This is a genomic window from Pseudomonas sp. S2_A05 (genome assembly GCF_054668485.1).
Map to the genome: position 1 here is coordinate 2,680,851 of NZ_CP162775.1, position 26,133 is coordinate 2,706,983.

At 61.7% G+C, this 26,133-nt stretch carries 22 protein-coding genes and 3 pseudogenes; 12 read left to right on the top strand and 13 right to left on the bottom strand.

The window, feature by feature from the left end; genetic code table 11:
* Positions 1–1,235 precede the first annotated feature (1,235 nt).
* Together AB4O12_RS12175 and AB4O12_RS12180 are read left to right on the top strand one after the other, a co-directional pair.
* Positions 1,236–1,292 (top strand): annotated as a pseudogene (locus AB4O12_RS12175) (hypothetical protein); the annotation flags it as partial.
* 201 nt (positions 1,293–1,493) lie between these two features.
* Positions 1,494–2,198: a methyl-accepting chemotaxis protein gene (locus AB4O12_RS12180; RefSeq protein ID WP_370695146.1), complete on the top strand. Its 705-nt coding sequence runs from the start codon at positions 1,494–1,496 to the stop codon at positions 2,196–2,198.
* A gap of 204 nt (positions 2,199–2,402) precedes the next feature.
* Here the strand turns inward: AB4O12_RS12180 and AB4O12_RS12185 are convergent, their stop codons facing one another.
* The 4 genes from AB4O12_RS12185 to AB4O12_RS12200 are packed head-to-tail and all read right to left on the bottom strand — an operon-like array spanning position 2,403 to position 5,004.
* The gene (locus AB4O12_RS12185; RefSeq protein ID WP_460062124.1) at positions 2,403–3,716 is read right to left on the bottom strand and encodes a sensor histidine kinase; all 1,314 of its coding nucleotides are present in this window, start codon (positions 3,714–3,716) and stop codon (positions 2,403–2,405) included.
* Positions 3,713–4,381, bottom strand: a complete 669-nt coding sequence (locus tag AB4O12_RS12190; RefSeq protein ID WP_016775412.1) for a response regulator transcription factor — start codon at positions 4,379–4,381, stop codon at positions 3,713–3,715. Before AB4O12_RS12190 ends, AB4O12_RS12185 begins: the two co-directional genes overlap by 4 nt.
* 3 nt (positions 4,382–4,384) lie before the next feature.
* Positions 4,385–4,696 (bottom strand): PepSY domain-containing protein, encoded by a 312-nt coding sequence (locus tag AB4O12_RS12195; protein ID WP_016775413.1) that lies wholly within the window; start codon positions 4,694–4,696, stop codon positions 4,385–4,387.
* Positions 4,696–5,004, bottom strand: coding sequence for a PepSY domain-containing protein (locus AB4O12_RS12200; RefSeq protein WP_016775414.1), 309 nt, complete (start codon positions 5,002–5,004; stop codon positions 4,696–4,698). Before AB4O12_RS12200 ends, AB4O12_RS12195 begins: the two co-directional genes overlap by 1 nt.
* A gap of 291 nt (positions 5,005–5,295) precedes the next feature.
* On the opposite strand from AB4O12_RS12200, the pseudogene AB4O12_RS12205 reads away from it, so the two are divergent.
* The 4 genes and pseudogenes from AB4O12_RS12205 (at position 5,296) to codA (ending at position 9,645) form a co-directional block, all read left to right on the top strand.
* Positions 5,296–6,376: pseudogene (locus tag AB4O12_RS12205) on the top strand (patatin-like phospholipase family protein).
* Between the two features lie 85 nt (positions 6,377–6,461).
* Complete coding sequence (queD, locus tag AB4O12_RS12210; protein WP_007915588.1) at positions 6,462–6,818, top strand: 6-carboxytetrahydropterin synthase QueD; 357 nt, start codon at positions 6,462–6,464, stop codon at positions 6,816–6,818.
* Positions 6,819–7,123: 305 nt separating this feature from the next.
* Positions 7,124–8,395: a cytosine permease gene (codB, locus tag AB4O12_RS12215; protein ID WP_460062129.1), complete on the top strand. Its 1,272-nt coding sequence runs from the start codon at positions 7,124–7,126 to the stop codon at positions 8,393–8,395.
* A 14-nt stretch (positions 8,396–8,409) separates the two neighbouring features.
* Positions 8,410–9,645, top strand: coding sequence for a cytosine deaminase (gene codA, locus AB4O12_RS12220; RefSeq protein WP_071172997.1), 1,236 nt, complete (start codon positions 8,410–8,412; stop codon positions 9,643–9,645).
* A 153-nt stretch (positions 9,646–9,798) separates the two neighbouring features.
* Here the strand turns inward: codA and AB4O12_RS12225 are convergent.
* A pseudogene (locus AB4O12_RS12225) lies at positions 9,799–10,778 on the bottom strand (diaminopimelate epimerase).
* A gap of 243 nt (positions 10,779–11,021) precedes the next feature.
* Between AB4O12_RS12225 and AB4O12_RS12230 the strand changes: the two are divergent.
* Positions 11,022–12,173 (top strand): MFS transporter, encoded by a 1,152-nt coding sequence (locus AB4O12_RS12230; RefSeq protein ID WP_460062131.1) that lies wholly within the window; start codon positions 11,022–11,024, stop codon positions 12,171–12,173.
* A gap of 85 nt (positions 12,174–12,258) precedes the next feature.
* Here AB4O12_RS12230 and AB4O12_RS12235 read toward each other — a convergent pair whose 3' ends face one another.
* From AB4O12_RS12235 to AB4O12_RS12250, 4 genes are all read right to left on the bottom strand, one after another.
* Positions 12,259–14,685, bottom strand: coding sequence for a TonB-dependent siderophore receptor (locus AB4O12_RS12235; protein WP_460062133.1), 2,427 nt, complete (start codon positions 14,683–14,685; stop codon positions 12,259–12,261).
* Between the two features lie 98 nt (positions 14,686–14,783).
* Complete coding sequence (locus AB4O12_RS12240; protein WP_252867932.1) at positions 14,784–15,767, bottom strand: FecR family protein; 984 nt, start codon at positions 15,765–15,767, stop codon at positions 14,784–14,786.
* An 88-nt stretch (positions 15,768–15,855) separates the two neighbouring features.
* Positions 15,856–16,347, bottom strand: a complete 492-nt coding sequence (locus AB4O12_RS12245; RefSeq protein ID WP_406226855.1) for a sigma-70 family RNA polymerase sigma factor — start codon at positions 16,345–16,347, stop codon at positions 15,856–15,858.
* A 252-nt stretch (positions 16,348–16,599) separates the two neighbouring features.
* Complete coding sequence (locus tag AB4O12_RS12250) at positions 16,600–17,040, bottom strand: carboxymuconolactone decarboxylase family protein (protein ID WP_406226856.1); 441 nt, start codon at positions 17,038–17,040, stop codon at positions 16,600–16,602.
* A 189-nt stretch (positions 17,041–17,229) separates the two neighbouring features.
* Here AB4O12_RS12250 and AB4O12_RS12255 point away from each other — a divergent pair, with 189 nt between their 5' ends.
* Positions 17,230–17,589 carry a hypothetical protein gene (locus AB4O12_RS12255; RefSeq protein ID WP_423662326.1) on the top strand — a complete coding sequence of 120 codons (360 nt, stop codon included), beginning with the start codon at positions 17,230–17,232 and terminating at the stop codon, positions 17,587–17,589.
* A gap of 161 nt (positions 17,590–17,750) precedes the next feature.
* On the opposite strand, the gene AB4O12_RS12260 is transcribed toward AB4O12_RS12255, so the two are convergent.
* From AB4O12_RS12260 to AB4O12_RS12270, 3 genes are all read right to left on the bottom strand, one after another.
* Entirely contained in the window at positions 17,751–19,319 is a 1,569-nt protein-coding gene (locus AB4O12_RS12260) for a sensor domain-containing diguanylate cyclase (RefSeq protein WP_460062136.1), read from the bottom strand.
* A gap of 174 nt (positions 19,320–19,493) precedes the next feature.
* On the bottom strand, positions 19,494–20,267 hold the full coding sequence (locus AB4O12_RS12265) for an aldolase (protein ID WP_460062138.1): 774 nt from the start codon (positions 20,265–20,267) through the stop codon (positions 19,494–19,496).
* 11 nt (positions 20,268–20,278) lie between these two features.
* Positions 20,279–20,986 carry a haloacid dehalogenase type II gene (locus tag AB4O12_RS12270; RefSeq protein ID WP_460062140.1) on the bottom strand — a complete coding sequence of 236 codons (708 nt, stop codon included), beginning with the start codon at positions 20,984–20,986 and terminating at the stop codon, positions 20,279–20,281.
* A 109-nt stretch (positions 20,987–21,095) separates the two neighbouring features.
* Here AB4O12_RS12270 and AB4O12_RS12275 point away from each other — a divergent pair, with 109 nt between their 5' ends.
* Positions 21,096–21,953, top strand: coding sequence for a LysR family transcriptional regulator (locus tag AB4O12_RS12275; protein WP_252882388.1), 858 nt, complete (start codon positions 21,096–21,098; stop codon positions 21,951–21,953).
* A gap of 178 nt (positions 21,954–22,131) precedes the next feature.
* On the opposite strand, the gene AB4O12_RS12280 is transcribed toward AB4O12_RS12275, so the two are convergent.
* A complete protein-coding gene (locus tag AB4O12_RS12280) occupies positions 22,132–22,800 on the bottom strand; it encodes a ribonuclease T2 family protein (RefSeq protein WP_095182419.1) in 669 nt (222 codons plus the stop codon).
* Positions 22,801–22,964: 164 nt separating this feature from the next.
* Between AB4O12_RS12280 and AB4O12_RS12285 the strand changes: the two genes are divergently transcribed.
* The 3 genes from AB4O12_RS12285 (at position 22,965) to AB4O12_RS12295 (ending at position 26,116) form a co-directional block, all read left to right on the top strand.
* Positions 22,965–23,435, top strand: coding sequence for a hypothetical protein (locus AB4O12_RS12285; RefSeq protein WP_095182417.1), 471 nt, complete (start codon positions 22,965–22,967; stop codon positions 23,433–23,435).
* Between the two features lie 102 nt (positions 23,436–23,537).
* On the top strand, positions 23,538–25,235 hold the full coding sequence (locus tag AB4O12_RS12290; protein WP_095182415.1) for a copper resistance system multicopper oxidase: 1,698 nt from the start codon (positions 23,538–23,540) through the stop codon (positions 25,233–25,235).
* Between the two features lie 11 nt (positions 25,236–25,246).
* On the top strand, positions 25,247–26,116 hold the full coding sequence (locus AB4O12_RS12295) for a copper resistance protein B (protein ID WP_150634852.1): 870 nt from the start codon (positions 25,247–25,249) through the stop codon (positions 26,114–26,116).
* The last annotated feature ends 17 nt before the right edge of the window (positions 26,117–26,133 follow it).

Consider the following 26,133-nt stretch of genomic DNA (forward strand, 5'->3'; position numbering starts at 1 on the left):
GGCCGCTACAGTGCAAAGTCTCAGATATTTATCGGATAAGGATGTTTTCCATGGCGCTCAGACAACTTTCCATCCAGTGGAAAATCACCCTGCTCGCCGGCCTCTGCCTGGCCGGTATCGTGACCCTGTTGGTCGGTCTTTCGCTGTATCGCATGGAACACAGCTCGGCGCTGGTCAAGGCCTCGAGCATGGAGATGCTCACCGAGTCGGCGCAGGCGCGGATCGAATCGCAAGGTGAAGTGCAGGCCGCCGGCATTCGTCAGCAATTCATGGACGCCTATCAGTACGGCCACGGTTTCTCGCGGCAGGTACTGTTTTTGCGTGAGCAGGCCGAGAAGCGCTTTCTCGATGCCTTCGACCTGCGCGAGGACATGACCCGTCAGGTCAAATCCGCGCTGCAAGCCAACCCGGACCTGCTCGGCCTGTCGCTGGTGTTCGAAGCCAATGCGCTGGACGGCAAGGACGAACTGTTCGCCGATCAGGCTGAGCTGGGCAGCAACGACAAGGGCCGTTTTGCCCTGTACTGGTCGCAGCCGACCCCGGGCAAAGTCACTTCGATGGCGCTGCCGGAAAGCGACATGAGCGACACCAGCACCGGCCCCAGCGGTCAGGCTGCGAATGCCTGGTTCACCTGCCCGCGCACCACGCTCAAACCCTGCGTGATCGAGCCGTACTTCTATGTCATCGACGGCCAGAAAGTGCTGATGACCAGCATCGTCTTCCCGCTGCAGGTCAATGGCAAAGTCATCGCCTCGCTGTCAGTCGACATCAACCTCAATAGCCTGCAAGCGATCAGCCAGAACGCCAGCCGCAAGCTTTACGACGGTCAGACCGCCGTCAGTATTGTCAGCCCCGCCGGCCTGCTCGCCGGTTACAGCCCGGATGCCGGCAAACTCAGCCAGCGCATGGATGCGGTAGATCAGCCCAGCGGCAGCGAGTTGCTGCGCCTGCTCGCCTCGAGCACTGGCGTGAGCAGCCTGCACAGCAACGGCCAGTTGAAAGTGCTGTCGCCGTTCCAGCCGATTCCCGATGGACCGGCGTGGGGCGTATTGCTCGATGTGCCGGAGAAAGTCCTGGTCAGCCGTGCCGAAGCGCTCAAGCAGCAACTGGATGCGAGCAATACCTCAGGCACGCTGATCGAACTGAGCCTCGGCCTGTTCGCCGCCCTGATCGGTCTGCTGCTGGTGTGGCTGATGGCGCGCAGCGTGACCAAGCCGATCCTCGGTGTGGCGCACATGCTTGAAGACATCGCCAGCGGCGAAGGCGACCTGACCCGGCGTCTGGCCTACGACAAGCAGGACGAGCTCGGCCAGTTGGCCGGTTGGTTCAACAAGTTCCTCGACAAGTTGCAGCCGATCATTGCCGAGGTAAAACGCTCGGTGCAGGACGCGCGCAACACTGCTGACCAGTCTTCGGCCATCGCCACCCAGACCAGCGCCGGCATGGAGCAGCAATACCGTCAGGTCGATCAGGTCGCCACCGCGTCCCATGAAATGAGCGCCACCGCCCAGGACGTCGCGCGCAGTGCCGCCCAGGCCGCCGAAGCCGCCAAGGACGCCGACCGCGCCACCCGCCAGGGTCTGACCGTGATCGACCACACCACCGCGAGCATCGACACCCTCGCCGCCGACATGAGCGCAGCGATGGTTCAGGTCGAAGGCCTGGCCGCCAACAGCGAGAAAATCGGCACGGTGCTGGAAACCATCCGCGCCATCGCCGAGCAGACCAACCTGCTCGCACTCAACGCCGCCATCGAAGCCGCCCGCGCCGGTGAAGCCGGACGCGGTTTTGCCGTGGTCGCCGATGAAGTGCGCAACCTCGCGCGCCGCACTCAGGAGTCGGTGGAGGAAACCCGCCAGGTCATCGAGCAATTGCAGAACGGCACGCAGGAAGTGGTCGGTGCGATGGGCAACAGCCATCGTCAGGCCCAGGGCAGCGTTGAGCAGGTGGGTCAGGCTGTCACGGCGTTGCGGCAGATCGGCGATGCGGTGACGGTGATCAGCGACATGAACCTGCAAATCGCCAGTGCCGCCGAAGAGCAGAGCGCAGTGGCTGAGGAGATCAACAACAACGTGGCGACGATTCGCGATGTGACCGAGTCGCTGTCCGGGCAGGCCAATGAATCGGCTCGCGTGAGCCAGTCGCTCAACAGCCTGGCGAATCAGCAACAGCGGTTGATGGATCAGTTTCGCGTTTGATGCACAAGTGCGGGGTGTCAGTTCCAATCCCCCCTCACCCCAGCCCTCTCCCCCCAAGGGGGGCGAGGGGGAAAGGGAGCCGATTTTCATGCCATTCAAGTCCTGAGTTCGACTCGGATTTCAAGTGGGTGCATCTCTCAAGAACAACACAATCAGTCCCCTCTCCCTCTGGGAGAGGGTTAGGGTGAGGGGCTTTTCAAGGGCTCACCGCCGAGGCAGTTCAATCACCACTTTCAACCCGCCCCACTCGCTTTCGCCCAGCACCAGCAAGCCACCCCAGGTATCGACAATATCCCGCACGATCCCAAGGCCGAGCCCATGCCCGTGGGTCTGCTCATCCAGCCGCGTGCCACGGCTGAACACCTGAGTGCGCTGCTCTTCGGGAATCCCCGGCCCATCATCTTCCACGCTCAGGGCAAAGCCGTCAGACCTTTCGATCACACTCAAGCGCACCTCGGCATCGGCCCATTTGCAGGCGTTGTCGAGCAGGTTACCGAGCAGTTCGAGCAAGTCCTCGCGGTCCCACGGCAGTTGCAAACCCGGCGGTGCGACGTAGCTCAAGGCCAGATGCTCGCCGTGAATCATGTTCAAGGTCGCCAGCAACCCCGGCAACTCGGCATCGCAATCAAACAACGCGCCGGGCAGCGCATCCCCCGCCAACCGCGCGCGATTGAGTTCGCGATTGAGGCGCTGCTGCACCTGCTCCAGTTGTTCCTTGAGGATCCTGCGCAGCTCGGGATGGTCATCGAGCTTGTCGCTGGAGGCCAGGCTGAGCAGCACCGCCAACGGGGTTTTCAGCGCGTGGCCAAGGTTGCCCAAGGCATTGCGCGAGCGCTTGAGGCTGTCTTCGGTGTGGGCGAGCAAATGGTTGATCTGCGCCACCAGCGGTTCCAGCTCCACCGGCACCTGATCGTCGAGTTGCGAGCGCTGGCCCTGCTGCAACTGAGCGATCTGCTCGCGCGCGCGTTCCAGCGGTTTCAGCGCGCGGCGTACGGTCAGGCGTTGCAGGAACAGGATCAACAGCAACGCCGCCAGCCCCAGACCGAGGCCGATCTGGCGCATGCGCTGGAAACTGTCGCTGACCGGCGTGTAATCCTGGGCGACGCTGATCGAGATCGACTGACCCAGGCGTCGATAGTCCGAGCGCAGTATCAACAAGCGTTGCCCGTCCGGGCCAAGTTGCAGATTGCTGTGCAGCCCCGGGTGTTGCAGCAGCGGCAGTTCCTGATCCCACAGCGAGCGCGAACGCCAGTGGCTGTCGGAGAAATCGATGCGAAAGTAGTGCCCGGAAAACGGCCGCTGATAGGCCGGCGACAGATGCCGCTCATCCAGCTGCAAACCTTGCGGGCCGCGCACCAGCGCTACCAGCAGGCTTTCGCTGTCGTTGCGCAGGCCGGCTTCGAGGTAGCGCTGCAAACCGACTTCGAACAACCACAGGCTGGTTTGCGCCAGTACCAGACCGACCACCACCATCACGCTGATCAGACCCAGGCTCAAACGGCGCTGGATTGATCTCATGAAGCTTGTCCGCCGAACAGGTATCCCTGACCGCGACGGGTTTCGATCACGCTTTTGCCGAGCTTGCGCCGCAGGTGATTGACGTGGACTTCGAGGACGTTGGAGTCACGCTCGGTCTCACCGTCGTAGAGGTGTTCGGCGAGGTGGCTTTTCGAGAGGATCTGTTCGGGGTGCAGCATGAAATAACGCAGCAGGCGGAATTCAGCGGCGGTCAGCTGGATGTCGGCGCCGTCGCGAACCACGCACTGGCGGCCTTCGTCCAGATGCAGGCCGGCGGCTTGCAGGGTCGGCTGGTTGGCCTGGCCCTTGGAGCGGCGCAACAGTGACTGAATGCGCAGGTACAGCTCCTCCGGGTGGAACGGTTTGGTCAGGTAATCGTCAGCGCCGGCTTTCAGCCCTTCGATGCGCTCGGCCCAGGAGTCGCGCGCGGTAAGGATCAGCACCGGAATCGCCAGACCGGCCGCGCGCCACTGCGCCAACACGTCCAGCCCCGGCACGCCGGGCAGGCCGAGATCGAGGATGATCAGGTCATAGGGCTCGCTGCTGCCCTGATACACCGCGTCACGGCCATCGGCCAGCCAATCCACCGCGTAGCCTTGGCGTTGCAGGCCGGCGAGCAATTCGTCGGCCAGCGGTACGTGGTCTTCCACCAGAAGCAAACGCATCGATCAATCTTCCTTGTCTTTGACTAACTCGCCGGTATCGGCCTTCAGGTGCAGCTCGCGCGCCACGCCCTCGACCGTCAGCAATTCGACTTCGTAAATGTACACGTCGTGTTTTTCTTCCAGCTCGACTTCCAGCAGTTTGGCGCCGGGGTAGCGATCCATGGCCTGCTGCAGCACTTGCTCCAGCGGCAGGATCACACCATCGCGACGCAGGGCCAGCGCCTCGTCCTGATCGAGGTCGCGAGCCATGGCCGTACTGCACAACAACACCAGCGCCAGCGCCGTCAGGCGGGTGGCGCGACTATTCAGCTTCATTACGTATCCTGATGATCCCTGAGCACTTCACCATCGACCGCGTTCAACTCCAGATCCCACTTCAGCCCTTTCGGGTCGCGCAGTTCGATCTGGTAAATGAACTTGCCGTACTCTTCCTCCAGCTCGGTCTCGGTGATTTCCGAACCGGGGTGTTTTTCCAGCGCGATGGCGTTGAGCTTCTCGAAGGAGACGATAGTACCAGCGTCGCGCAAACGAAGCGCTTCGTCGGGTCCGAGATCGCGCGCCAGCGCAGTGTTGGCGCCAAGGCCGAGGATCGAGGCAGTGGTCAGGGCAGTCAGGGTTTTCATGGGTGTCTCCGAATTCTTATATGTTGCTTACGGTGGGCACCATAGCGAGGTCAACTTAACTGAAACTGAATGGCCATCATTGTGCCCCATTGCTGGCAAGCTCCCCTGTGGGAGCGAGCCTGCTCGCGAAGGCGCAGTGTCAGCTGCAACGATGTTTCTGACCCACCGCTTTCGCGAGCAGGCTTGCTCCCACACTGGTTTGCGTCTGCCCCCCTTGTGGGGCAGGCTCACTCCGACATGGGCCTGCAACATGTGCTTATAATCGCCAGCTTGCTAACGATCGAGACCGGTATGACCGCCATCCACATCAAGTTTCCCGCCCTCACCCTCAAGGCCGGCCCACGGGCCATGGCGCGGATTCGTGCGCAGGGTTTGCACGCCGCTGACGTCGGCACCCTGCCCGGTGCGGCCGGTGGGCCGAAGGCGCTGGGGATTCAGGGGCTGGATCTGGCGTTGTTCGGCGAGTGGCTGCCGGGTGCGCCGCGTGAGCGTTCGCTGATCGGCGCCTCGGTGGGTTCCCTGGCGCTTCGCCAGCGCCTGCCTGCCGGACGCCGCCGAAGGCATTCGCCGCCTCGGTGAGCTGTACGCCGAGCAGCATTTCAACAAAGGCGTGACCATGGCCGAGATCAGCCAGAGCTCGCAGCGCATGCTCAATGACCTGCTCGACGGCCGCGATGCGAGCATTCTTGAAAACGCCGATTACCGCTTGAACATCATGGTGGTGAAAAGCCGGGGCCGCCTCGCCGAAGACCATCGCGGACGCCTCGGTCTGGCGCTGGGTTCGGTGATCGCCGACAACCTGCGCGGCCGTGCACGGCTGTCGCGACACTTTGAGCGGCTGATCATCCACGATCCACGCCTGGCGCCGCCGCTTGATGCCTTGACCGATTTCCCCTCGCGTTTCGTTGCCCTCAATACCGGCAACCTGCGCCAGGCCCTGCTCGCTTCCGGGTCGATTCCGATGGTCATGGAAGGCGTGCGCGACCTGCCCGGCGCCGGCGCGGGTACGTTCCGCGATGGCGGTTTGCTCGACTACCACCTCGACCTGCCCTACAGCGGCGACGGCATCGTGCTCTATCCGCACTTCACCGATCGGGTGATTCCCGGCTGGTTCGACAAGACCCTGCCATGGCGCCGCGCTTCGGTGCAGCGTCTGCAGGATGTGCTGCTGGTCGCGCCATCGAAGGAATATCTGGCGCGCCTGCCCTACGGCAAACTGCCCGATCGAAATGACTTCAAACGCTTTATGGGCGATGCGCCGAGCCGGCAGAAATACTGGCACGCGGCGATGGACGAGAGCCGGCGACTGGGTGACGAATTCCTCGAGCTGACGGCCAACGGTCGCCTCGCCGAGCGCTTGCTGACCCTTTAGTCAGCACGGCCAAAGACAAGCTGATAAACTCGCCGCCTGCCCGAATCGCTGCGGCGAACGCCATCTGAACAGAGCCGAAAATACTGTGGAAATCTTCAAGGAATTTACTTTCGAATCCGCCCACCGCCTGCCGCACGTCCCGGACGGCCACAAGTGCGGCCGCCTGCACGGCCACTCATTCAAGGTCGCGCTGCACCTGAGCGGCGACCTCGATCCGCACACTGGCTGGATTCGCGATTTCTCCGAGATCAAAGCGATTTTCAAGCCGCTGTATGAGCGCCTCGACCACAACTACCTGAACGACATTCCTGGCCTGGAAAACCCGACCAGCGAAGTGCTGGCCAAATTCATCTGGAATGAGATGAAGCCATTGCTGCCGGAACTCAGCGCGATCCGCATTCATGAGACGTGCACCAGCGGCTGCATCTATCGCGGCGAATAAGCACCACACATCTCCCCCGCCCCTGTGGGAGCGAGCCTGCTCGCGAAAGCGCCGTTCCAGTCAATTTATTCGGTGACTGACACTCCGTATTCGCGAGCAGGCTCGCTCCCACAAGAGTCCGGCGCCAGGTTTGAATCATCTGCCATGCACATAACAGGCTCGCTCCCACATTGGGCTCCTGGTGCATTCAGTGCACTGCTTTCGCGCTGAAAACCCCATTCGCGTCTACACATTCGGTCACTTGCGCCGCTTGGCACGACCGCTGCAACCCTTCTGCGTCTTCCCCTTCCTGCAAGGACTGCCCCATGACGCAGAACGCCCCCGGCAACGATTACCCGCTCAGTGAAGTCCCCATGCACGCGCGCAAAGGCCTGGCCTCGACGGCGATGGTGTTACTGGGCTTCACGTTTTTCACTGCGACCATGTTTGCCGGCGGCAAGCTCGGGGTCGCGTTCGGTTTCGCCGAGATGATGGCGGTGATCATTGTCGGCAACCTGTTGCTGGGCCTGTACGCGGCAGGGCTGGGTTACATCGCCTTCAAAAGCGGCCTCAATTCGGTACTGATGGGCCGCTTCTGTTTTGGCGAGGTCGGCAGCAAGCTCAGCGATCTGATTCTCGGCTTCACCCAGATTGGTTGGTACGCGTGGGGCACGGCGACGGCAGCGGTGGTGATCGGCAAGTATTTCAATCTCGATGAAACCACCGTGCTGGTCCTGATGGTGCTGTTCGGTCTGGGTTTCTGCGCTACGGCGTACATCGGTTATCGCGGACTGGAGATTCTCTCGTACATCGCGGTGCCAGCGATGATGTTGCTGCTGATGCTGTCGATGTGGGCAGCGACCGTGAAAGTCGGTGGCTTCGAAGGCTTGCTCAGCGTGGTGCCGAGCGGTTCGCTGGACTGGTCGACAGCGATCACCCTGGTGTTCGGCACCTTCGTCAGCGGCGCAACGCAAGCCACCAACTGGACGCGATTTTCGCGCTCGGCAAAAGTCGCGGTGCTGGCCAGCCTGATCGGTTTTTTCATCGGCAACGGGCTGATGGTGCTGATCGGCGCGTACGGCGCGATCGTCTATCAACAGCCGGATGTGGTTGAAGTGCTGCTGTTGCAGGGCTTCGCCATGGCCGCGATGGCCATGCTGTTGCTGAACATCTGGAGCACTCAGGACAACACCATCTACAACTTCGCCGTGGCCGGCTGCAACCTGCTGCGCACCGGGCGGCGCAAGACCGTGACCCTCGGTGGCGCGGTGATCGGCACTCTGCTCGCCCTGCTGGGCATGTACGACATGCTGGTGCCGTATCTCATCCTGCTCGGCACGGTGATTCCGCCGATTGGCGGGGTGATCATGGCTGACTTTTTCTATCGCTGGCGCGGGCACTATCCGCGTCTGGCCGACGCACGGTTGCCAGCGTTCAACTGGCCGGGCCTCGGGGCCTACGGGGTCGGAACCGTCGCTGCGTTCAGCTCGCCCTGGGTCGCGCCGCTGGTAGGCATTGCCGCTGCCGCGCTAACGTATGTCATCGTCACCGGTGTGCTGGGCGCCCGTCGCGTCAGCGCACCACTACAAGACCTATAAAAAGGATTTGCCTGATGCACATCATCAACGCCCGCCTGCGCAACCAGGAAGGCCTGCACGAATTGCACCTCGAAGACGGGCTGATCCACAGCATCGCCCGTCAGACCGAAGCGCCGACCCTCGGCCCGGATGACCTCGATGCCGGCGGCAATCTGGTGGTGCCGCCCTTCGTCGAGCCGCACATCCACCTCGACGCCACCCTCACCGCCGGCGAGCCGCGCTGGAACATGAGCGGCACGCTGTTCGAAGGCATCGAATGCTGGGGCGAGCGCAAGGTCACCATCACCGAAGAAGACACCAAGACCCGCGCCAAGAAGACCATTCAGGCCCTGGCAGCCCACGGCATTCAGCACGTGCGCACCCACGTCGACGTCACCGACCCGCAACTCACCGCGCTCAAAGCCATGCTCGAAGTGCGTGAGGAAAGCCGTCACCTGATTGACCTGCAGATCGTCGCGTTCCCGCAGGAAGGCATCGAGTCGTTCCGCAACGGGCGCGAGCTGATGGAAGAGGCGATCCGCATGGGCGCTGACGTGGTCGGCGGCATTCCGCATTTCGAGTACACCCGCGATCAGGGCGTCAGCTCGGTGAAGTTCCTCATGGACCTGGCCGAGCGTACCGGCTGCCTGGTCGACGTGCACTGCGACGAGACTGACGATCCGCATTCACGTTTCCTCGAAGTGCTTGCCGAAGAAGCACGCAGCCGCGACATGGGCGCCCGCGTCACCGCCAGCCACACCACGGCGATGGGTTCTTATGACAATGCCTACTGCGCCAAACTGTTCCGCCTGCTCGGCCATTCCGGCATCAGCTTTGTTTCCTGCCCGACCGAAAGCATTCACCTGCAAGGACGTTTCGACAACTTCCCGAAACGCCGGGGCGTGACCCGCGTCAACGAACTGCTCGAAGCCGGCATGAACGTGTGTTTCGGTCAGGATTCGATCGTCGACCCGTGGTATCCGCTGGGTAACGGCAACATCCTGCGCGTACTTGAAGCGGGTTTGCACATCTGCCACATGCTCGGTTATCGCAACCTGCAAAGCGCGCTGGATCTGGTCACCGACAACAGCGCCAAAGCCATGCACCTGGGCGAGCGTTACGGACTGGAACAGGGCCGCCCGGCGAACCTGCTGATTCTCTCGGCGGACAGCGACTACGAAGTGATCCGCAGCCAAGGCCTGCCGCTGTATTCGATTCGCGGCGGCAAGGTGTTGATGAAGCGGCAGATGCCGGTGGTGGAGTTCAGTTGAGAAGTACGCTGAACCTGATGGGCCGAGAGCAAAACCTGTGGGAGCGAGCCTGCTCGCGAAAGCGCCATGCCAGGCACCTCGATGTTGGATGTGCCGACCTCTTCGCGAGCAGGCTCGCTCCCACAGTAGATCCCAGCGATAGCGTCGGCCGAATCAATCCATCAACCGCGCCGTGCCAAACAATCTGACGCGCAGCAATTCCCCTTGTGAAACCTCAAGCAAAACCGGTGCGGTGCCACCCGGCATGACCACCCGCACTTCTCCCGCCTCGACCCAACCCACCCGCCACGCGGCACACGCGACCGCACTGGCGCTGGTGCCGGATGACGCGGTTGGTCCCTCACCACGTTCGAATACCCGGGCGAGGATTTGCTGCGGCGACGCCAGCGCGGCCCATTGCAGATTGACGCCCGCCGGGCAGGGATTGCCGGTACCGGTGGGCATGGCATAGGCAATTGCCGTCAGCCTTTCGTTCAGCGGTGATTCAAGCATCTGCTCGTTACTCGGCAACATGGCCGGATCGCTTAGCAGCGTTACACAGTGCGGATTGCCGATGCGGACGAATTGGCTGTGGGTCCAAGTGGGATCGAGTTGCGCCAGGGGCTGGACATGGCTGACGTCGCGATTATTGATTTGAACGCTCTCGACTGCCTGCGCCCCAACGGCTCGCGGGCCGAATCCGGGCCGGCCGAGGTCGAGCCAGAAACCGCGCACGCCTTCGACTTCGGCGGGTCTCACTGAGGTTTCCAGCGCCGCGCCTTTGTCATGATGAACGCGCAGCATGGCGCCCTGCTCCGCCATCAAGCCTTGCTCGGTTAATGCCTGAGAAAAATCGTCAGGCCGTTACCGCTGCGCTCGGCGAGACTGCCGTCGGTGTTGACGATCAGCACATCGAACGGCGCAGATGCCTGAAACGGGCCGATCAGCAGGCCGTCACTGCGGTGGGGTTTGCCGTTGGCCGGACGCTGGCCTTCCGGCCAATCGCAGCACAGGGCGATAGCGGCTTCGCTCCAGTGCTGCCGAGATGCGGCGCAGGCGTCGGCGCTTGTGGGCAACGCGATTCCGGCCTCGCGCAAGGCTTGGGGTGAGACCACGGCGTAGATATTGCCGCGTGCGTCGTAGAACTTCGTCATGCCTTGTTCCCATATTCCATGCTGGCGAAAATCCGACTGTAAACCGCAAACCAGTGTGGGAGCGAGCCTGCTCGCGAAGGCGGTGCGTCAGTCGACAATTCCATATTTGACCCACCGCTTTCGCGAGCAGGCTCGCTCCCACAGGGTAGGATGTTCACCGTTATGCCCCGAAGGCCTGAGATCGAACCTCAACGCCGTCAGAATGTCACTCGGGATGCAGTTGTTTTTTTGCCAAGGATCGATATGACCAGTCTCAACCCCCAAGACACCTTCGTCCCCGGACGTCTGCAACAGATGTCCACCCGCGTCGCTTTTTTCATTGCTGGCCTCGGCATCGCCGCGTGGGCGCCGCTGGTGCCGTATGCCAAGGCGCGGGCCGGGCTGGATGAGGGCACGCTGGGGTTATTGCTGCTGTGCCTGGGTGTCGGCTCGATTCTGGCGATGCCGCTGGCGGGGATTCTTGCCACGCGTTTTGGTTGCCGACGTGTAGCCACCGCAGGCACCTTGTTGATCTGCGCGGCACTGCCGTTGCTGGCGACGGTGTCGTCGATCCCGGCGCTGATCGCCACGCTGTTCATGTTCGGCGCCGGTCTCGGCACGGTGGATTCGACGGTGAACCTGCAAGCAGTGATCGTCGAGCGCGCCAGCGGCAAGCACATGATGTCGGGTTTCCACGGCCTGTTCAGCCTCGGCGGCATTGTCGGTGCGGCGGGCGTCAGCGCCCTGCTCGGCCTCGGCCTGACACCGCTGTCGGCGATGCTGGTGGTAGTGGTTTTGCTGATCGGCGCCTTGCTCAAATGCGTGCCGCACATGTTGCCCTACGGCAGCGAAAGCTCCGGCCCGGCGTTCGCCATTCCCCATGGCATCGTGCTGTTTATCGGCGGCATGTGCTTCATCGTGTTCCTCACCGAAGGCGCGGCGCTGGACTGGAGCGCAGTGTTCCTCGCTCAGGAACGCGGGATCGACACGGCTTATGCGGGAATGGGTTACGCAGCGTTTGCCCTGACCATGACCGTCGGCCGTCTGCTGGGTGATCGCATAGTGCGCAAGCTGGGGGCTACGCGGATCATTCTGTTCGGCGGCCTGTTGGCGGCGGCGGGACTGTTTCTCGCCACCTTCGCGCCGAGCTGGCAAGCGGCGCTGGTCGGGTATGCGCTGGTCGGCGCCGGTTGCTCGAACATCGTGCCGGTGCTGTACACGGCGGTGGGCAAGCAGACGGTGATGCCGGAGAGCATCGCGGTGCCGGCGATTACCACGCTGGGTTATGCAGGGATTCTCGCCGGGCCGGCAGTGATCGGTTTTGTCGCCCATGCCAGCAGCCTGAGTTTTGCCTTTGGACTGATGGCGGTATTGCTGGTGGCTGTGGCGATCGGCGGCAAAGTCCTCAAGGTCTGAAAGCTTCGCGAGCAGGCTCGCTCCCACAGGGTTTCAGTGGTCCATGTGGGAGCGAGCCTGCTCGCGAAGAAGGCACCGCGCTCTATCAGAAGCCTACGCTGGCCTGCACGAAGAACGTGCGCGGTGCGCCGACATACATCCCCGAGTTGTTGTCGCTGGAGCGGGTGAAGTATTGCTTGTCGAAGACGTTCTTCACCCCGGCACCGAGCTTGAGGTTCGACACCTGCGGACCAAAGTCATAGCCGCCGCGCACGTTCCAGGTCACGTAACCCGGGATGTCGCCGTACTGCCCGTCTGCTGTGCCTTCGGTGATGTAGTTGCCATTGAAGCTGCCATCCGCATTCACACCGGTGCCCGGCGAACGCTGTTTCGATTGGGCAAAGCCGTCGATGTTCCAGGTCCAGCGGTTGATGTCGTAACGCAAACCGACTGTCGCAACCTGCCGCGAATAGAACGGCAGATCGCGGCCCTTGAAGCCGGGGATCTCGCCTTCATAAGTGGCGCGGGTGTAGGTGAGCCCGGCGTTGGCGGTCAGGCCATCGAGGCGCGGGTCGAGTGCGGCCATGTCGTAATGCACCGAGGCTTCAATGCCCTGGTGCTTGGTCGCGCCGAGGTTGGTCCAGCCGACGTCGTTGCTGATGTATTGCAGTTCGTCATCGAAATCGATGTAGAACAGCGTCACCTCGCCGCCCCAGACATCATCGTTGTAACGCGTGCCGATCTCGTAGGTCTTGGCCTTTTCCGGCTCCAGACCGTTGGCGGTGCTGTCACCCGAACCGCCCTGGCCGAGCTGGAAATACTGCAGGCTGCCGAACGAGGTTTCGTAATTAGCGAACAGCTTCCAGGCATCGGACAGGTGATACATCACGCTCAGCGCCGGCAGCGGCTCATTGCTTTCGATGCTGCGGTTTTTCTCCTGGACCGGCCGGCCAGCGGTGTCGAGCACGGCGCGGTCGTGCCAATCGGTGCTGATGTGTTCGAAGCGAATGCCCGGGGTGATGGTCCAGTTGCCGACGTCGATCTTGTTGTCGACATACACCGAATTGGCCTCGGTGCCACCGGTGCGATCTTGGAATACATGGCCGTCGGAAGTCGGCGTGACCACTGGCTGATTGTTGACCAGCGCCAGACGACTCGACTCTTCGTGCATGGCCTCTTTCAGATAGCGATAACCGACGCTGACTTCCTGAGTGGTCGGGCCGACATCGAACACCCGCGACACGCGCGGCTCGATGCCCAGGGTGTAATAGGAACGCGGGTACGAGCTGAGGGTGCGCTGATCGCGCGCGGCGATGGTACTGCCGCGAAAGCTGTCGGTGTAATAGGTGAGAATTTCTGCCTGGGTGCGCTCGTCGATCTGGCGGATCCACTTGAACGACACGTCTTTGCGCCGGCCTGTGAACTGGTCGTAATCACGCACCGATTCGTACGGTTTGTCGTCGTACTGACGCTGCGTCAGGCCACCCGGCATGTCGGCACTGGCGTCGTAGTAGTGGAAGTTGAGGCTGAAATCGTCCTTATCGGTCGGCGCCCAATGCGTCTTGAGCAGCACGTCGTCGATGTCATTGCCGTTGTTGCGCTCGCGATAACCGTGACCGTTGACGCCGGAGTACAGCAGCGCGACGCCCATGCCGTTGTCGGCGGTGCCGCCAAGAAATGCGGTGTCGATGTGTTTCCAGCCGCCGTGCTGCGTGGTTTCCAGGGTGGTGCCGATTTCGCCGGTGGTTTTCTCCGGAATCGCGCGGGTCACGAAGTTGATCACGCCGCCGACGTTTTGCGGCCCGTAGCGCACGGAACCGGCGCCACGCACGACGTCGATGCTGTCGAGGTTGCCCGAGGAAATCGGCGCCATCGACAGTTGCGGCTGGCCGTAAGGCGCGAACGCCGCTGGCACGCCATCGATCAAAACAGTCGAGCGTGGCGACAGGCGCGAAGTCAGACCGCGCACGCCGACGTTGAGGGAAATATCACTGCCGCCGGTGCCATTGGAGTCCTGCACCTGCACGCCAGGCACGCGCTTGAGCACGTCGCTGACGTTCATCGCGCCCTGCTCGACCATCGCTTCGCGGCGAATCACCGTGCGTGCGCCGGGGTGGTTCTGCACCACCGCAGCGTCCGCGTCACCGAGCCAGTCGCCGACCACTTTGATGTCGGTCACACCCAGTTCCAGCGGGCCGTTGCTGGCTGCGGAAGTGGCGGCCGGGGCGAGCGTCACCGAGCCTTCATTGATCTGATAATCGAGGCCGCTGCCCTGCAGCAACTGCCGCAGCGCCTGCTCTGGCGCGAGGTCGCCGTCCACCGCCGGAGCTTGTTTGCCGGCCACCAGCTCAGGGCTGAAAAACACCTGCAGCGAGGTTTGCTGGCCCAGTTCGCTCAAGGCTTGGCCTAGCGGTTGCGCGCGGATATGAATGGCTTCAGCGGCAAACGCCAACGGCATCGCGGCGCTGACTGCCAGCGCGAGAGCCAGTGGCAACCAAGGGGATTTTTTATTGTGGGTTGTGGTGATGTTCACGTCGTACGGAGTCCTGTGGATCGCAAGAGTGTGCGGCTGTTAATGCAAACCAGTTGCAGTTGAACAGGAAGACGATGAACGGGGAAAAAACCTGAATGCTATCTGGAAATTATTTCCTGACTGCCATCGGCAAGGGTGCGCACCGTCACCGGCAGGATGCTCGGCAAGGCTTTGAGCAAGGCGTCGGTGTCGTCGGATTTGAACACGCTGGTCAGGCGCAGGCTGGCCACGTTCGGCTGGGATACGGTCAGCGGTTTGTCGCGATAGCGCGATACTTCCGCCGCTACTTCGCCGAGGCTGGCGTTGTTGAACACCAGTTTGCCGTTACGCCATGCGGTCAGTTCCGCCGGGTTGACCGCGTAGGCCGGCAGGACTTTGCCTTGGCCATCGACCGCCGTGCCGAGGCCTGCGGTGAGGTTGATGAATTGGTTGTCCGGGGCAGCACTTCCCTGCACCTTCACCGTGCCCTGCTCCACCGCCACGCGGGTTTGCGTGGCATCGCGGCGCACATCGAAACGCGTACCGGTGACCGTGACCCTGCCGCTGCCGGCTTCGACAATAAACGGACGCGAGGCGTCGTGTTCAACGCTGAACATCGCCTCGCCCGCGCTCAATTCGATAACCCGTCGATCCTGCTCATAACGCACCTGCAAGCGGCTGCGACTGTTCAGATCGATTACAGAACCGTCCGGCAACGCCACATGCTTGCGCTCGCCCGGCGCCGTGGCGAATTCAGCGCGGTAACCGCCCGGATGATTCAGCCCGCTGAACAGGCCAAGCCCCAGCGCCACGGCCAGAACACTCGCGGCGACGGCATAACGCAGCATCGGCCGACGTTGGCGGCGAGCTGGCGGAGTTTCAACCAGCGCTTGAAGACGTGAGGTCGGCAGCAAATCAGCCGCCGCCCACAAGCCCTGTAGCAACTGGAATTCTTCGCGGTGCTGCGAATGCTCGTTCAGCCAGGCCTCGAAGCGCTGCTGTTGCTCGACGCTGACATTCGGTTCCTGCAAACGCACGAACCATGCCGCCGCCTCGTCACGCACCGCCGCTTGCCCACAGGCGCAATCTCTCGTCTCCATCATGGAATATTCTGTCCGGCTGAGGTTGAGACCAGGCACGCCCCCCTGTAGGAGCTGCCGAAGGCTGCGATCTTTTCGACGTCACTCGTCATCATGACTGCAAGCCATCCAGCCGCTCACGCAGATGGCGCAGGGTGCGGATCATATACTTTTCGACCATGTTCTTGGACAGCCCCAGGCGTTCGGCGATTTCTGCCTGCGTCAGGCCTTCGATCTTCTGCCATACAAAGATCTTGCGGCAGTTGAGCGGCAGCTCGGTGAGCGCGCGTTCGATGGAATCGGCCAACTGGATCGCGTGCATGTAATGCTCCGGATCGCCCGCCGACGATGCACTGTCATCGACCGCCTCCGACTCCATGACGCCCCGCCGGTCCTCACGCCGATAACCATCAACGGCGATATTGCGCGCGGTCTGATGCAAATACGCACGCGGCTGCTGCACCGCCGCCGAATCCGCCTCGAGCACCCGCACAAAGGTGTCGTGCGCCAGATCCTCGGCCTGCGCGCGATTGCGCAGGCGACGAGTCCAGGTGCCGATCAACTCTTCGTAATGCTCGAAAAAGCCGGGTCTGCGGGAGCGCATGGGGGATGGGCGGCGTGGTGAGAAAGGGGCGTGAATAGTAATGCTTCGTATTAATACAAAGCAATGCACGCTGTGATGGTGTTCTTGATGCGCAAGGTACAAGCACCGACGACGCCGAGCTCCGATGGGCATTGAATAGGACCCTGTGGGAGCGAGCCTTCTCGCGAATGCGGTATGTCAGCAACGATGATGGTGACTGACACGTCGCCTTCGCGAGCAGGCTCGCTCCCACAAGGTAAAAGCGTGAATGTCTCAGGCCTGCGGCAGTTTGCGGAAGCCCACTGCCAGGCGATTCCAGCCGTTGATGGTGTTGATCGCCACCGTCAGGTCAACCAGTTCCATCGGCGAAAACTGCGCAGCGACGACTTCATAGTCTTCGTCCGGCGCGTGGGTCAGGCTCAGTTGTGTCAGCGACTCGGTCCACAGCAGCGCGGCGCGTTCACGCTCGCTGAAGAACGGCGCTTCCCGCCATGCCGTCACGGCGAACAGGCGGCGTGGGGTTTCGCCGTCCTTTATCGCGTCGGCGGTGTGCATGTCGATGCAGAATGCGCAGCCGTTGATCTGTGAAGAGCGCAGCTTGACCAGTTCCAGCAGGCTCTTTTCCAGCGACAGTTTCGAGACGGCATTTTCCAGCGCCATCATCGCTTTCATGGCATCAGGGGACGCGGTGTAGAAATCGGCACGAGGTTGCATGGTGGGCTCCGGGGTAGCGATTGAATGTGTGGCTACGTTAGTCCCCGGGGGTGGTTCGGCAAATAGCCAATATTGCAGAAGAACGGTAGGCCACTTGGCGCGGCGACTGACCGCTCGTCACTCGACGGGCACCAAGGTTTCAGTGCGCAAGACCAATATCAGGTAATCCCCTTTATCAGGAGACGTACCATGATGACGCGCAAATTCACTTCGTTATTGTTGGCCGGCCTGCTCGCCACGGCATCCGCCGCCAGCTTCGCTGCCAATGACAGCACCGATGCGACGGGCACCAAGTCCGGCGGCGCCAGCAGCTCGACCATGCCGCCAGACAGCACGCCGGGCTCGCCTTCCGTTGACAGCAATTCTGGTGGAACCAATAACGGAACTGGCACAGGAACCGGGACAGGGACAGGGACAGGAACTGGTTCGGGCATGGGCACTGGAACGGGCACCAATGGCGGCGTCAGCGGTTCGGGGTCCGGCGCGGGTGGCGGCACCGGTTCGGCCGGCGGCGGCACGGGTGGTGCGGGCGGTGGCACGGGCAGCTGAACGAACAAGAGCCATCCCAGATAGTCCTGCATACATCAGGACCCAATGTGGGAGCGAGCCTGCTCGCGAAAGCGGTCTGTCAGCCAACCTTGATGCAAGCTGACACACCGATTCGCGAGCAGGCTCGCTCCCACTTCTGATGTCTGTTGATTGAAAAAAAATCAGCGATCCGAACGCATCAGCTCGGCAAAACCCTCTTCAGCTGTAAACACCGCCGCGCGATTGCGCCCGGCATTTTTCGCCTCATACAAAGCCGCGTCCGCGCGCTGGATAAACACCTGCGGGCTGTCGTTGCCATGCGGAATGAATGAATAACAGCCCAGGCTCACGGTGAGATAACCGGTCGGCGAGCCGCTGTGGATGATGTGCTTGTCGATCACGCTGCGGCGAATCTGCCCGGCTATCGCCAGCGCGCCGTTGATGTCCGTGTCCGGCAACAGCACGGCAAACTCTTCGCCGCCATAACGCACCGCCAGATCCGACTTGCGCTGGCAGCAGGCCTTCACCACTTGCGCAACCTGCGCCAGGCATTGATCGCCGGCGACATGGCCGTAAGCGTCGTTGTAGCGCTTGAAGAAATCGATATCGAGCATGATCAGGCTGACCGGGCTGACCTGGCGCGCGCCCCGGGCAAATTCGATGTCCAGCGAGCGCTCGAACAAGCGTCGATTGGCCAACCCGGTCAGGCTGTCGTGGGTGGCGATCTGCTCCAGCGCCAGTTGCGCCTTGCGCAGGTTTTTCTCGATACGTTCGCCATCGCGCACTTGATGAATGAACACCCAGCCGAACAGGCCAACCCCGAGAATCACCAGCGCGACAATCACGCTGGACTGAAAGGCGCGGTCATACCAGCCCTGCAGAATCGTGTCTTGCGACGTCGCCGCAGAGACCACCAGCGGATACGAGGCGAGCTGTCGATAGCCATACAAGCGGGTCACGCCGTCGACCACGGAGTTGAGCATCGCGGTGCCAGCGTTAGCGTTCGGCAGCAGGGTTTGATAGATCTCGCCGTGTGCCACCGAGGTATTGATCAACGACTCATCAAAGGGCCGTCGCGCCAGCAAGGTGCCGTCGGTCAGCGCCAGAAACATGATGCCGCTGTCATCGAGGCTGAAGCTTTTGAAGAACTGATCGAAGTAGGACATGCGGATGCCGGCCATCAGCACGCCCTGAAAGTTGCCGAGCTGGTCGTTGACGCGTCTGGAAATCGGAATGATCCACTCGCCGTTTTCGCGGCTGCGAATCGCCGGGCCGATGTGCGCAACCGTCGAAGCATTCTGCTGATGGAACTTGAAATATTCGCGATCGGCCACGCCATTGCCACGAGGCAGATCGGCGAACGAAGTAATGACCCACTGCCCTTCGCGATCGAAGAGAAAGATGCCATGCAACTGATCCAGTTGCTGCGCGCGGCGGGCAAAGATCCGCTGCAACCGAGGGCGCTGCACCGCCCCGTAACCATCGTCCTGAATCCAGTCGACCAGGCTGGTCATCACCAGATCCGCCGCCCGCACAGTGTCCTCGGCCTGCTGCGCCATGGCCCTGGTCAGGTTGCCCGAAGCCATTTTCGCCACCGCCAGATCCTGACGCCGCGACTGCTCCAGTTGCAGGTACAGCAGACCGCACAGGCACAGGCTCACCGCAACGATAAACAGCACCGCCGCTTTGCGTAGCGGCAACCGTTTGAGCGTGCCGGGGGCCTGATGCGGATCGTTATTGGGGATTGGCAAAAGCATGTCCTGGGCAGGTACGACAGGGGCGCGAGCCCGAAACCCTTGTATGTGTGAGCGTAGCCCACCGGGATGTACCGGGCAAACGCCCGCCTCCCGCCCAGTTATCGGCGCGTCGCGAGTTTGGATGATCGCTTTTCGTCGATTTATTTACGATTGCTTCTTTACGGTTAATCAGTTGTGCAGGGCCAGCCGCCGCATCGCGCTGGTCAGGTGCGCGCGGGCACTTTGCGCATCGCCTTCACGCATTTGTTCATAGGCGCGCTGCGCAATCGCATGGGGCACCGGTTTCAATTCGCGCTGAGTGGCCAGTGCCAGCAGTTGCACCTGCGCGGCGCGTTCCAGGTAATACAGATCGTCCCAGGCTTCGGCAATGCTCGGCGCGGCGATAATCACCCCGTGGTTTTTCAGAAAGAGAATGTCGGCGTCGCCCATGACGCTGGCGATGCGGTCACCTTCGGATGCGTCCAGTGCGAGACCGTTGTAATCCTCGTCCACCGCTGTGCGCCCGTAAAACTTCAGCGCAGTCTGCCCCAGCCACAGCAGCGGCGGGCCTTGCAACAGGCACAACGCGGTGGCGTGCGGCATGTGCGTGTGGAACGCGACTTTTACCCGTGGCAGTTGTTTGTGCAGGCGCGCGTGGATGTAGAACGCGGTCGCTTCGGGCTCGCCTTCGCCATCGACCACGTTGCCAGCGAAGTCGCAGACCAGCAGATTCTGCGCGGTCACTTCCGAAAAAGCGTAGCCGTATGGATTGACCAGAAACAGATCATCATGCCCCGGCAGCATCGCCGAAAAGTGATTGCAGATGCCCTCCTCCAGACCATGCAATGCGGCCAGTTGAAAGCACGCAGCGAGTTCGTTGCGGGCGGTGATGATCGCTTCGGTTTCCAGGTTCAGCGTTGCGCTTGGTCTGGCTTTGCCAGTGCCGCTCAAGATATGAGCCATGGCAATCCTCCTTAGGTCCAGCCGAGGGATTTGAACAGCGGCAGCACTTGATCGAGGCTGGACAGGATCGCGTCGGGGCGATAGTCGGGCAACAACTGGCGCCCGGTGCCGCGATCGATCCACACGCAACGAAAACCCATGTCCCGCGCCGCCGTGTGATCGAGCATGGGGCTGGCGCAGATGTGCACCACTTCATCCCGGGTCACGCCCAATTGCTCATGAGCGTAGTCGAACAGGCGCGGCGCCGGTTTGTAGGCACCGGCCTGTTGCGCGGTGATCACCCGGTCGATATGGCCGCCGAGTTGCGCGACGTTACCGGCGATGATGTCGTCGTCAGTGTTGGAGACAATGCACAGCTTGAAGCCCAAGGCTTTGAGCTGCGCGAGGGTGTCGACCACTTCGGCAAATGGCGGCATGTTCGGGATGGCTGTCGCCAGGCGTTGACTGTCCTCGGGCTGGCTCGGCAAGCCCAGTTCTGCCAGCGCCAGTTGCAGGCCGAGTGTGCTCAGTTCGCGAAAGGAACGGTGCGGCGGTGTTTGTTCGAGACGGTGCTCGTGACGGTCGTAGACTTCGATCAACTTAGCGGCGTCGACTGCGTGCTCGCCCTTGTCGCTGAGCATTTTTTCGACCACGGCTTTCAGGCCTTCATCCCACTGAATCAGCGTGCCGTAGCAATCGAAGGTCAGCCAGTGCGGGCGCGGCGTGTTGTTCAAGGTCATCGGTCGATTCCTCCACAGTGAGGACTTCAGCTTATGAGCGCGCGGTGATAGTGTGAAATTAAATAAACACGCGATTGTCATTCGCAAATCAACTATCAGGAACGCCGCCATGCTGGATCTGGAATTGCTGAAAACCTTTGTCTGCGTGGTCGACGAAGGCAGCTTCACCCGTGCTGCCGAACGTGTGCACCGCACCCAATCGACGGTCAGCCAGCAGGTGCGCAAACTCGAGGATCTGGTCGGCCACCCGCTACTCCTGCGCGACCGCACCGGAGTGAACGTCGCGGTCACCGAACACGGCGAACTGCTGATCCACTATGCGCGCCGATTGCTGGCGCTGTCCGCCGAAGCCACGCAAGCGCTGGCCAGCGACGTCGACCTGGAAGTGCTGCGCATCGGCATGCCGGAAGACTTCGACGCCCGGCGCATGGCACTGATCCTCGCCGGTTTCACCCGCAACCATCCGCAGGCGCGCCTGGAAACCATCAGTGGCATGAGCCTCGACCTGCGCCAACGCCTCGACGCCGGCGACATCGACATTGCCCTGATCAAACGCGAACCCGACAGCGGCCCGGCATGGGCCACCTGGCCGGAACGCCTGGTATGGGTCAAAGGCACCGAATTCGACACCTCCAGCGGTGTGCTACCGCTGGCACTGTTTCCGCAGGGCTGCCTGTATCGACAGCGGGCTATTCGCCTGCTCGATGTGGCGCAGCGACCATGGCGAGTGGCGTTCGGCAGCCACAGCCTGACCGGAATTCAAGCCGCAGTGGCGTCTGGGTTAGGGGTTTCGGTGTTGCCGGTTTCGGCGGTATTGCCAGAGCACGAGGTGTGTAGGGATCTGCCGGAGTTGGCGCCGACGGAACTGGCGCTGGTCAGCCGCGAGGGAGTGTTGAGCGGGTTGCAGCGGGGGCTGGTGGAGTTTTTGCGTGGGGAATTGGGGGTGGATGCGGGGGGATTTGCCTGAACCCCCCGGGGATCCTTATTCGGGTTTGTTGATTTCGCGGAGCAGGTCGGCGGTGGGGATGTTCATGGTGTTTGAGTAGTAGCGTGGTTCGTATTCATATTCACATTTCAAAATCCTCAGACCAAAAAAAACAGACGCTCACGGGAGCGCCTGTTTTTCCTTGCTCATTACGGATGGCTTACCGTACCGGCGGCACCCGAATATCCCCCGCCCGACACTGCGTCTTCACCCCTTTGCCACACGCGCCGAACTGCAAATCCTTGTCCATGCACACCCGCACTTCCGACAGCTGCGGGCCGCTGCAAATCACCGCAATTCCATCCTCGGGAATACCCGGATTGGCCTTGCGAAACAGATCGACAATCTCTTGCGCTTCGAAGTAGTACGACGTCGAGCCGAACGGCTGTAACGCCTGCGGAATCTTCACCGCGCCGAGGGCCTGATCGGACTTGTCCAGATAACCCATTGCGCCAAGACCGCTGCAGGTACCGTGCTTGGACCATTCGTGATCAAGGAGTTTTTTCGTCGGGTACATCGTCAGGCCCTTGCTGGTTTCTGCCGCCGACAGCCTGGTCAGCGGCGGACAGGATTGCGGCCAGCCGCCCTTGGCGTATTGCGGCCACAAACCGTGCAGGACAAAACCATAACCCTTGCCGGTGCACTGCGCATCGTCCTTGTGCGTCAGACAAAAAGTCGGTGACCAGGACAGCGCCAGCAGGTAGTAGTCGAACACCCCCGCCACCGATTCGGCCTGCGCTTTGTTCGACGCCGGCTGACGCGCCGAACTCGTGCCGATGCTACCGGCCGTCAGCGCGATCAGCGCCAGAATTGTAAACAGCTTTTTCATTAACCCGTTCCTTGGGACGCCTGCGTCCGTGGTTTTCGTTGTTGGCCAGACCTGGCCAGTGCTGATTTCGACACGCTTGTATTGCAAGCGCATGACGCAAGGCAAGGCCCTGCGCCGTGCAAAGGTCTACGCTGAACAGGCAGACATCCAACAAGGGAACCGACATGAGTAAAGCAGACGAACTCGCCGCCAGACTCAAGCAGACACGGCACACCCAGGCTGATGCGGTGCTGGAAATCGATTGCTGGCCTGCTCAGGTGTACGACTTGTACCACCGCATTGAGGGCTGGCTGCAACCAGTCACCGAAGTAGGACTGAAGATTCGGCGAAATCCTACGCACGTTTGCGAAAGTTCGCCGGATGGTGAAAGCCACGACTACGCCATAGACCAGTTGGTGATCGAGGCTAATCATCACAGCCTTACGTTCGATCCGATTGCGCGGTTTACCGAGGATGGTTGCGGACGTGTCGAGATCAAGGTACCGGGGCGCGATCAGTCGTTGCTGCGCACGGTTGACGAGCATGGCGAAAGCCATTGGTGGTTGCAGACTATCGAGACCGGCCAGGAGCTGGATGCGATTGCGCTGACGGAAAACAATCTGCTGCAAGTGGTGCAGCAAGGGCTGGGCCTGTAAGGCGTCCGAGTCAACTGACAAAACTGTAATGTTCGCCTCAGCCAACTGAAAGCTGAGGCTGGCTAGTCTCTCTGTCATGAGTCAGACGGGGATTTCCAGCGCATGCCTTCCACTCCAACAAGACGTACCTTTGTCAAAGGCCTGGCCGCTGGCAGCGTGCTCGCAGGCCTCGGGCTGTGGCGTACACCGGTCTGGGCGCTGAACGGCGCCGCCCCCCTCAACGAACTGAGCGGCAACGAATTCGAGTTGTTCATCGGCGAAACTCCGGTCAATTTCACGGGTTCCGCACGCACGGCGATGACCATCAACGGCAGCCTGCCCGGCCCGCTGTTGCGCTGGCGCGAAGGCGATACCGTGACGCTGCGGGTGCGAAACCGGCTCACGGCTGACACCTCGATTCACTGGCACGGCATTCTCCTGCCGGCGAACATGGACGGCGTACCGGGCCTGAGCTTCCACGGCATTGAACCGGGCGGCGTGTATGTCTACCAATTCAAGGTCCGGCAGCACGGCACCTACTGGTATCACAGCCATTCCGGCTTACAGGAGCAGGCCGGCGTCTACGGGCCGCTGGTCATTGAGGCCAAAGAGCCGGAGCCGTTCCAGTACGATCGCGACTACGTGGTGATGCTCAGCGACTGGACCGACGAAGACCCGGCCAGCCTGATTAAGACCCTGAAAAAACAGTCCGACTACTACAACTTCCACAAACGCACCGTCGGCGATTTTATCGACGATGTCAGTGAAAAAGGCTGGGGCGCCACGGTCGCCGATCGCAAGATGTGGGCGCAAATGAACATGAATCCCACCGACATTGCCGACGTCAGTGGCGCCACGTATACCTTTTTGATCAACGGCCAGGCCCCCGATGACAACTTCACCTGGCTGTTCCGTCCCGGCGAAAAACTGCGCCTGCGCCTGATCAACGGCTCGGCCATGACCTATTTCGATGTGCGCATTCCGGGACTGAAAATGACGGTGGTGGCTGCCGATGGCCTGTACGTCAAACCGGTCAGCGTCGATGAACTGCGTATCGCAGTGGCCGAGACCTATGACGTGATCGTCGAACCTGAAAGCGAGGCCTATACCCTCTTCGCTCAAGCGATGGATCGCACTGGCTACGCCCGTGGCACTCTCGCCACACGCGCCGGCATGTCGGCAGCAGTGCCGGCGCTGGATCCGCGTCCGTTGGTGAGCATGGACGACATGGGCATGGGCGGCATGGATCACGGCAGCATGGACATGAGCACCATGGATCACTCCGCCATGGGCCCGATGCAAGCCCATCCCGACAGTGAAAACAACAATCCGCTGGTGGACATGCAGGCCATGATCACCGCGCCAAAGCTTGACGACCCAGGCCTCGGCCTGCGCAACAACGGCCGCCGAGTGCTGACCTACGCCGACCTGCGCAGCACCTTCGAGGACCCGGACGGCCGCGATCCGGGCCGCACGATAGAGCTGCACCTGACCGGCCACATGGAGAAATTCGCCTGGTCGTTCAACGGCATCAAATTCTCCAATGCCGAGCCTTTACGGCTGAAATACGGCGAGCGCATCCGCTTGGTGCTGGTCAACGACACCATGATGACCCACCCGATCCACCTTCACGGGATGTGGAGCGATCTGGAAGACGAAAACGGCAACTTTCAGGTGCGCAAACATACCATCGACATGCCGCCCGGCAGCCGCCGCAGCTATCGCGTCACCGCCGACGCCCTCGGCCGCTGGGCCTATCACTGTCATCTGCTTTATCACATGGAAACGGGCATGTTCCGCGAAGTGCGGGTGGAAGAATGAAGAGGTCCATCATGACTCGACTCAGCGTGTTTCCGCTGCTGCTCGCCGGCACCTCAGCCATGGCCGCCGACGCCATGCACGGTATGGATCACAGCCAGATGCCCGGGATGGATCATTCGGCAATGCAAAGCATGGACGACGGCATGATGCAGCCCGCCGCGCCGAGCGAAAGCCGCACGCCGATTCCGCCCGTGACCGACGCCGACCGCGCTGCGGTGTTCACCAGCCCCGGCGGTCATCAGGTGCATGACAGCGTTATAAACAGTTACTTTCTTGCCGACAAACTCGAATGGCAGAACGCCGATGACGGCAGCGCTTTGGCCTGGGACCTGTCCGGCTGGATCGGTGGGGATACCGATCGGCTGTGGCTGCGCTCTGAAGGCGAGCGCAACAACGGCAAGACTGAAGACGCGGAAATTCAAGCGCTATGGGGCCACGCGATTTCACCATGGTGGGACGTGGTCAGCGGCGTGCGTCAGGACTTTAAACCCGGCGCACCGCAAACCTGGGCCGCGTTCGGCGTGCAAGGCATGGCGCTGTACAACTTCGAGGCCGAAGCCACGGCTTTCCTCGGCGAGGGCGGCCAGAGTGCGGTACGCCTGGAGGGCGACTACGACATCCTGCTGACCAATCGCCTGATCCTGCAGCCGACCGCAGAACTCAACATCTATGGCAAAAACGATCCGCAGCGAGGCATCGGCTCAGGGTTGTCCAATACCGAGGCGGGCCTGCGGTTGCGTTATGAAATCCGCCGCGAATTCGCGCCTTATATCGGCGTGACGTGGAATCGCACTTACGGCAACACCGCCGACTACGCCCGCGAAGAAGACGAGGATCGCAGTGAGGCGCGCCTCGTCCTCGGGGTCAGGCTGTGGTTCTGAATTCTTCTAAAAAAACA

Excerpts from the sequence above, each read along its gene's own strand:
- AB4O12_RS12185 (WP_460062124.1), bottom strand. The coding sequence starts at position 3,716 with ATGAGATCAATCCAGCGCCGTTTGAGCCTGGGTCTGATCAGCGTGATG.
- AB4O12_RS12240 (WP_252867932.1), bottom strand. The coding sequence starts at position 15,767 with ATGATGGAGACGAGAGATTGCGCCTGTGGGCAAGCGGCGGTGCGTGAC.
- codB (WP_460062129.1), top strand. The coding sequence starts at position 7,124 with ATGACGCAGAACGCCCCCGGCAACGATTACCCGCTCAGTGAAGTCCCC.
- AB4O12_RS12250 (WP_406226856.1), bottom strand. The coding sequence starts at position 17,040 with ATGCAACCTCGTGCCGATTTCTACACCGCGTCCCCTGATGCCATGAAA.
- AB4O12_RS12290 (WP_095182415.1), top strand. The coding sequence starts at position 23,538 with ATGCCTTCCACTCCAACAAGACGTACCTTTGTCAAAGGCCTGGCCGCT.
- AB4O12_RS12295 (WP_150634852.1), top strand. The coding sequence starts at position 25,247 with ATGACTCGACTCAGCGTGTTTCCGCTGCTGCTCGCCGGCACCTCAGCC.
- AB4O12_RS12255 (WP_423662326.1), top strand. The coding sequence starts at position 17,230 with ATGATGACGCGCAAATTCACTTCGTTATTGTTGGCCGGCCTGCTCGCC.
- AB4O12_RS12285 (WP_095182417.1), top strand. The coding sequence starts at position 22,965 with ATGAGTAAAGCAGACGAACTCGCCGCCAGACTCAAGCAGACACGGCAC.
- AB4O12_RS12180 (WP_370695146.1), top strand. The coding sequence starts at position 1,494 with ATGAGCGCCACCGCCCAGGACGTCGCGCGCAGTGCCGCCCAGGCCGCC.
- AB4O12_RS12280 (WP_095182419.1), bottom strand. The coding sequence starts at position 22,800 with ATGAAAAAGCTGTTTACAATTCTGGCGCTGATCGCGCTGACGGCCGGT.
- AB4O12_RS12275 (WP_252882388.1), top strand. The coding sequence starts at position 21,096 with ATGCTGGATCTGGAATTGCTGAAAACCTTTGTCTGCGTGGTCGACGAA.
- AB4O12_RS12190 (WP_016775412.1), bottom strand. The coding sequence starts at position 4,381 with ATGCGTTTGCTTCTGGTGGAAGACCACGTACCGCTGGCCGACGAATTG.
- codA (WP_071172997.1), top strand. The coding sequence starts at position 8,410 with ATGCACATCATCAACGCCCGCCTGCGCAACCAGGAAGGCCTGCACGAA.
- AB4O12_RS12195 (WP_016775413.1), bottom strand. The coding sequence starts at position 4,696 with ATGAAGCTGAATAGTCGCGCCACCCGCCTGACGGCGCTGGCGCTGGTG.
- AB4O12_RS12200 (WP_016775414.1), bottom strand. The coding sequence starts at position 5,004 with ATGAAAACCCTGACTGCCCTGACCACTGCCTCGATCCTCGGCCTTGGC.
- AB4O12_RS12245 (WP_406226855.1), bottom strand. The coding sequence starts at position 16,347 with ATGCGCTCCCGCAGACCCGGCTTTTTCGAGCATTACGAAGAGTTGATC.
- AB4O12_RS12230 (WP_460062131.1), top strand. The coding sequence starts at position 11,022 with ATGACCAGTCTCAACCCCCAAGACACCTTCGTCCCCGGACGTCTGCAA.
- AB4O12_RS12265 (WP_460062138.1), bottom strand. The coding sequence starts at position 20,267 with ATGGCTCATATCTTGAGCGGCACTGGCAAAGCCAGACCAAGCGCAACG.
- AB4O12_RS12270 (WP_460062140.1), bottom strand. The coding sequence starts at position 20,986 with ATGACCTTGAACAACACGCCGCGCCCGCACTGGCTGACCTTCGATTGC.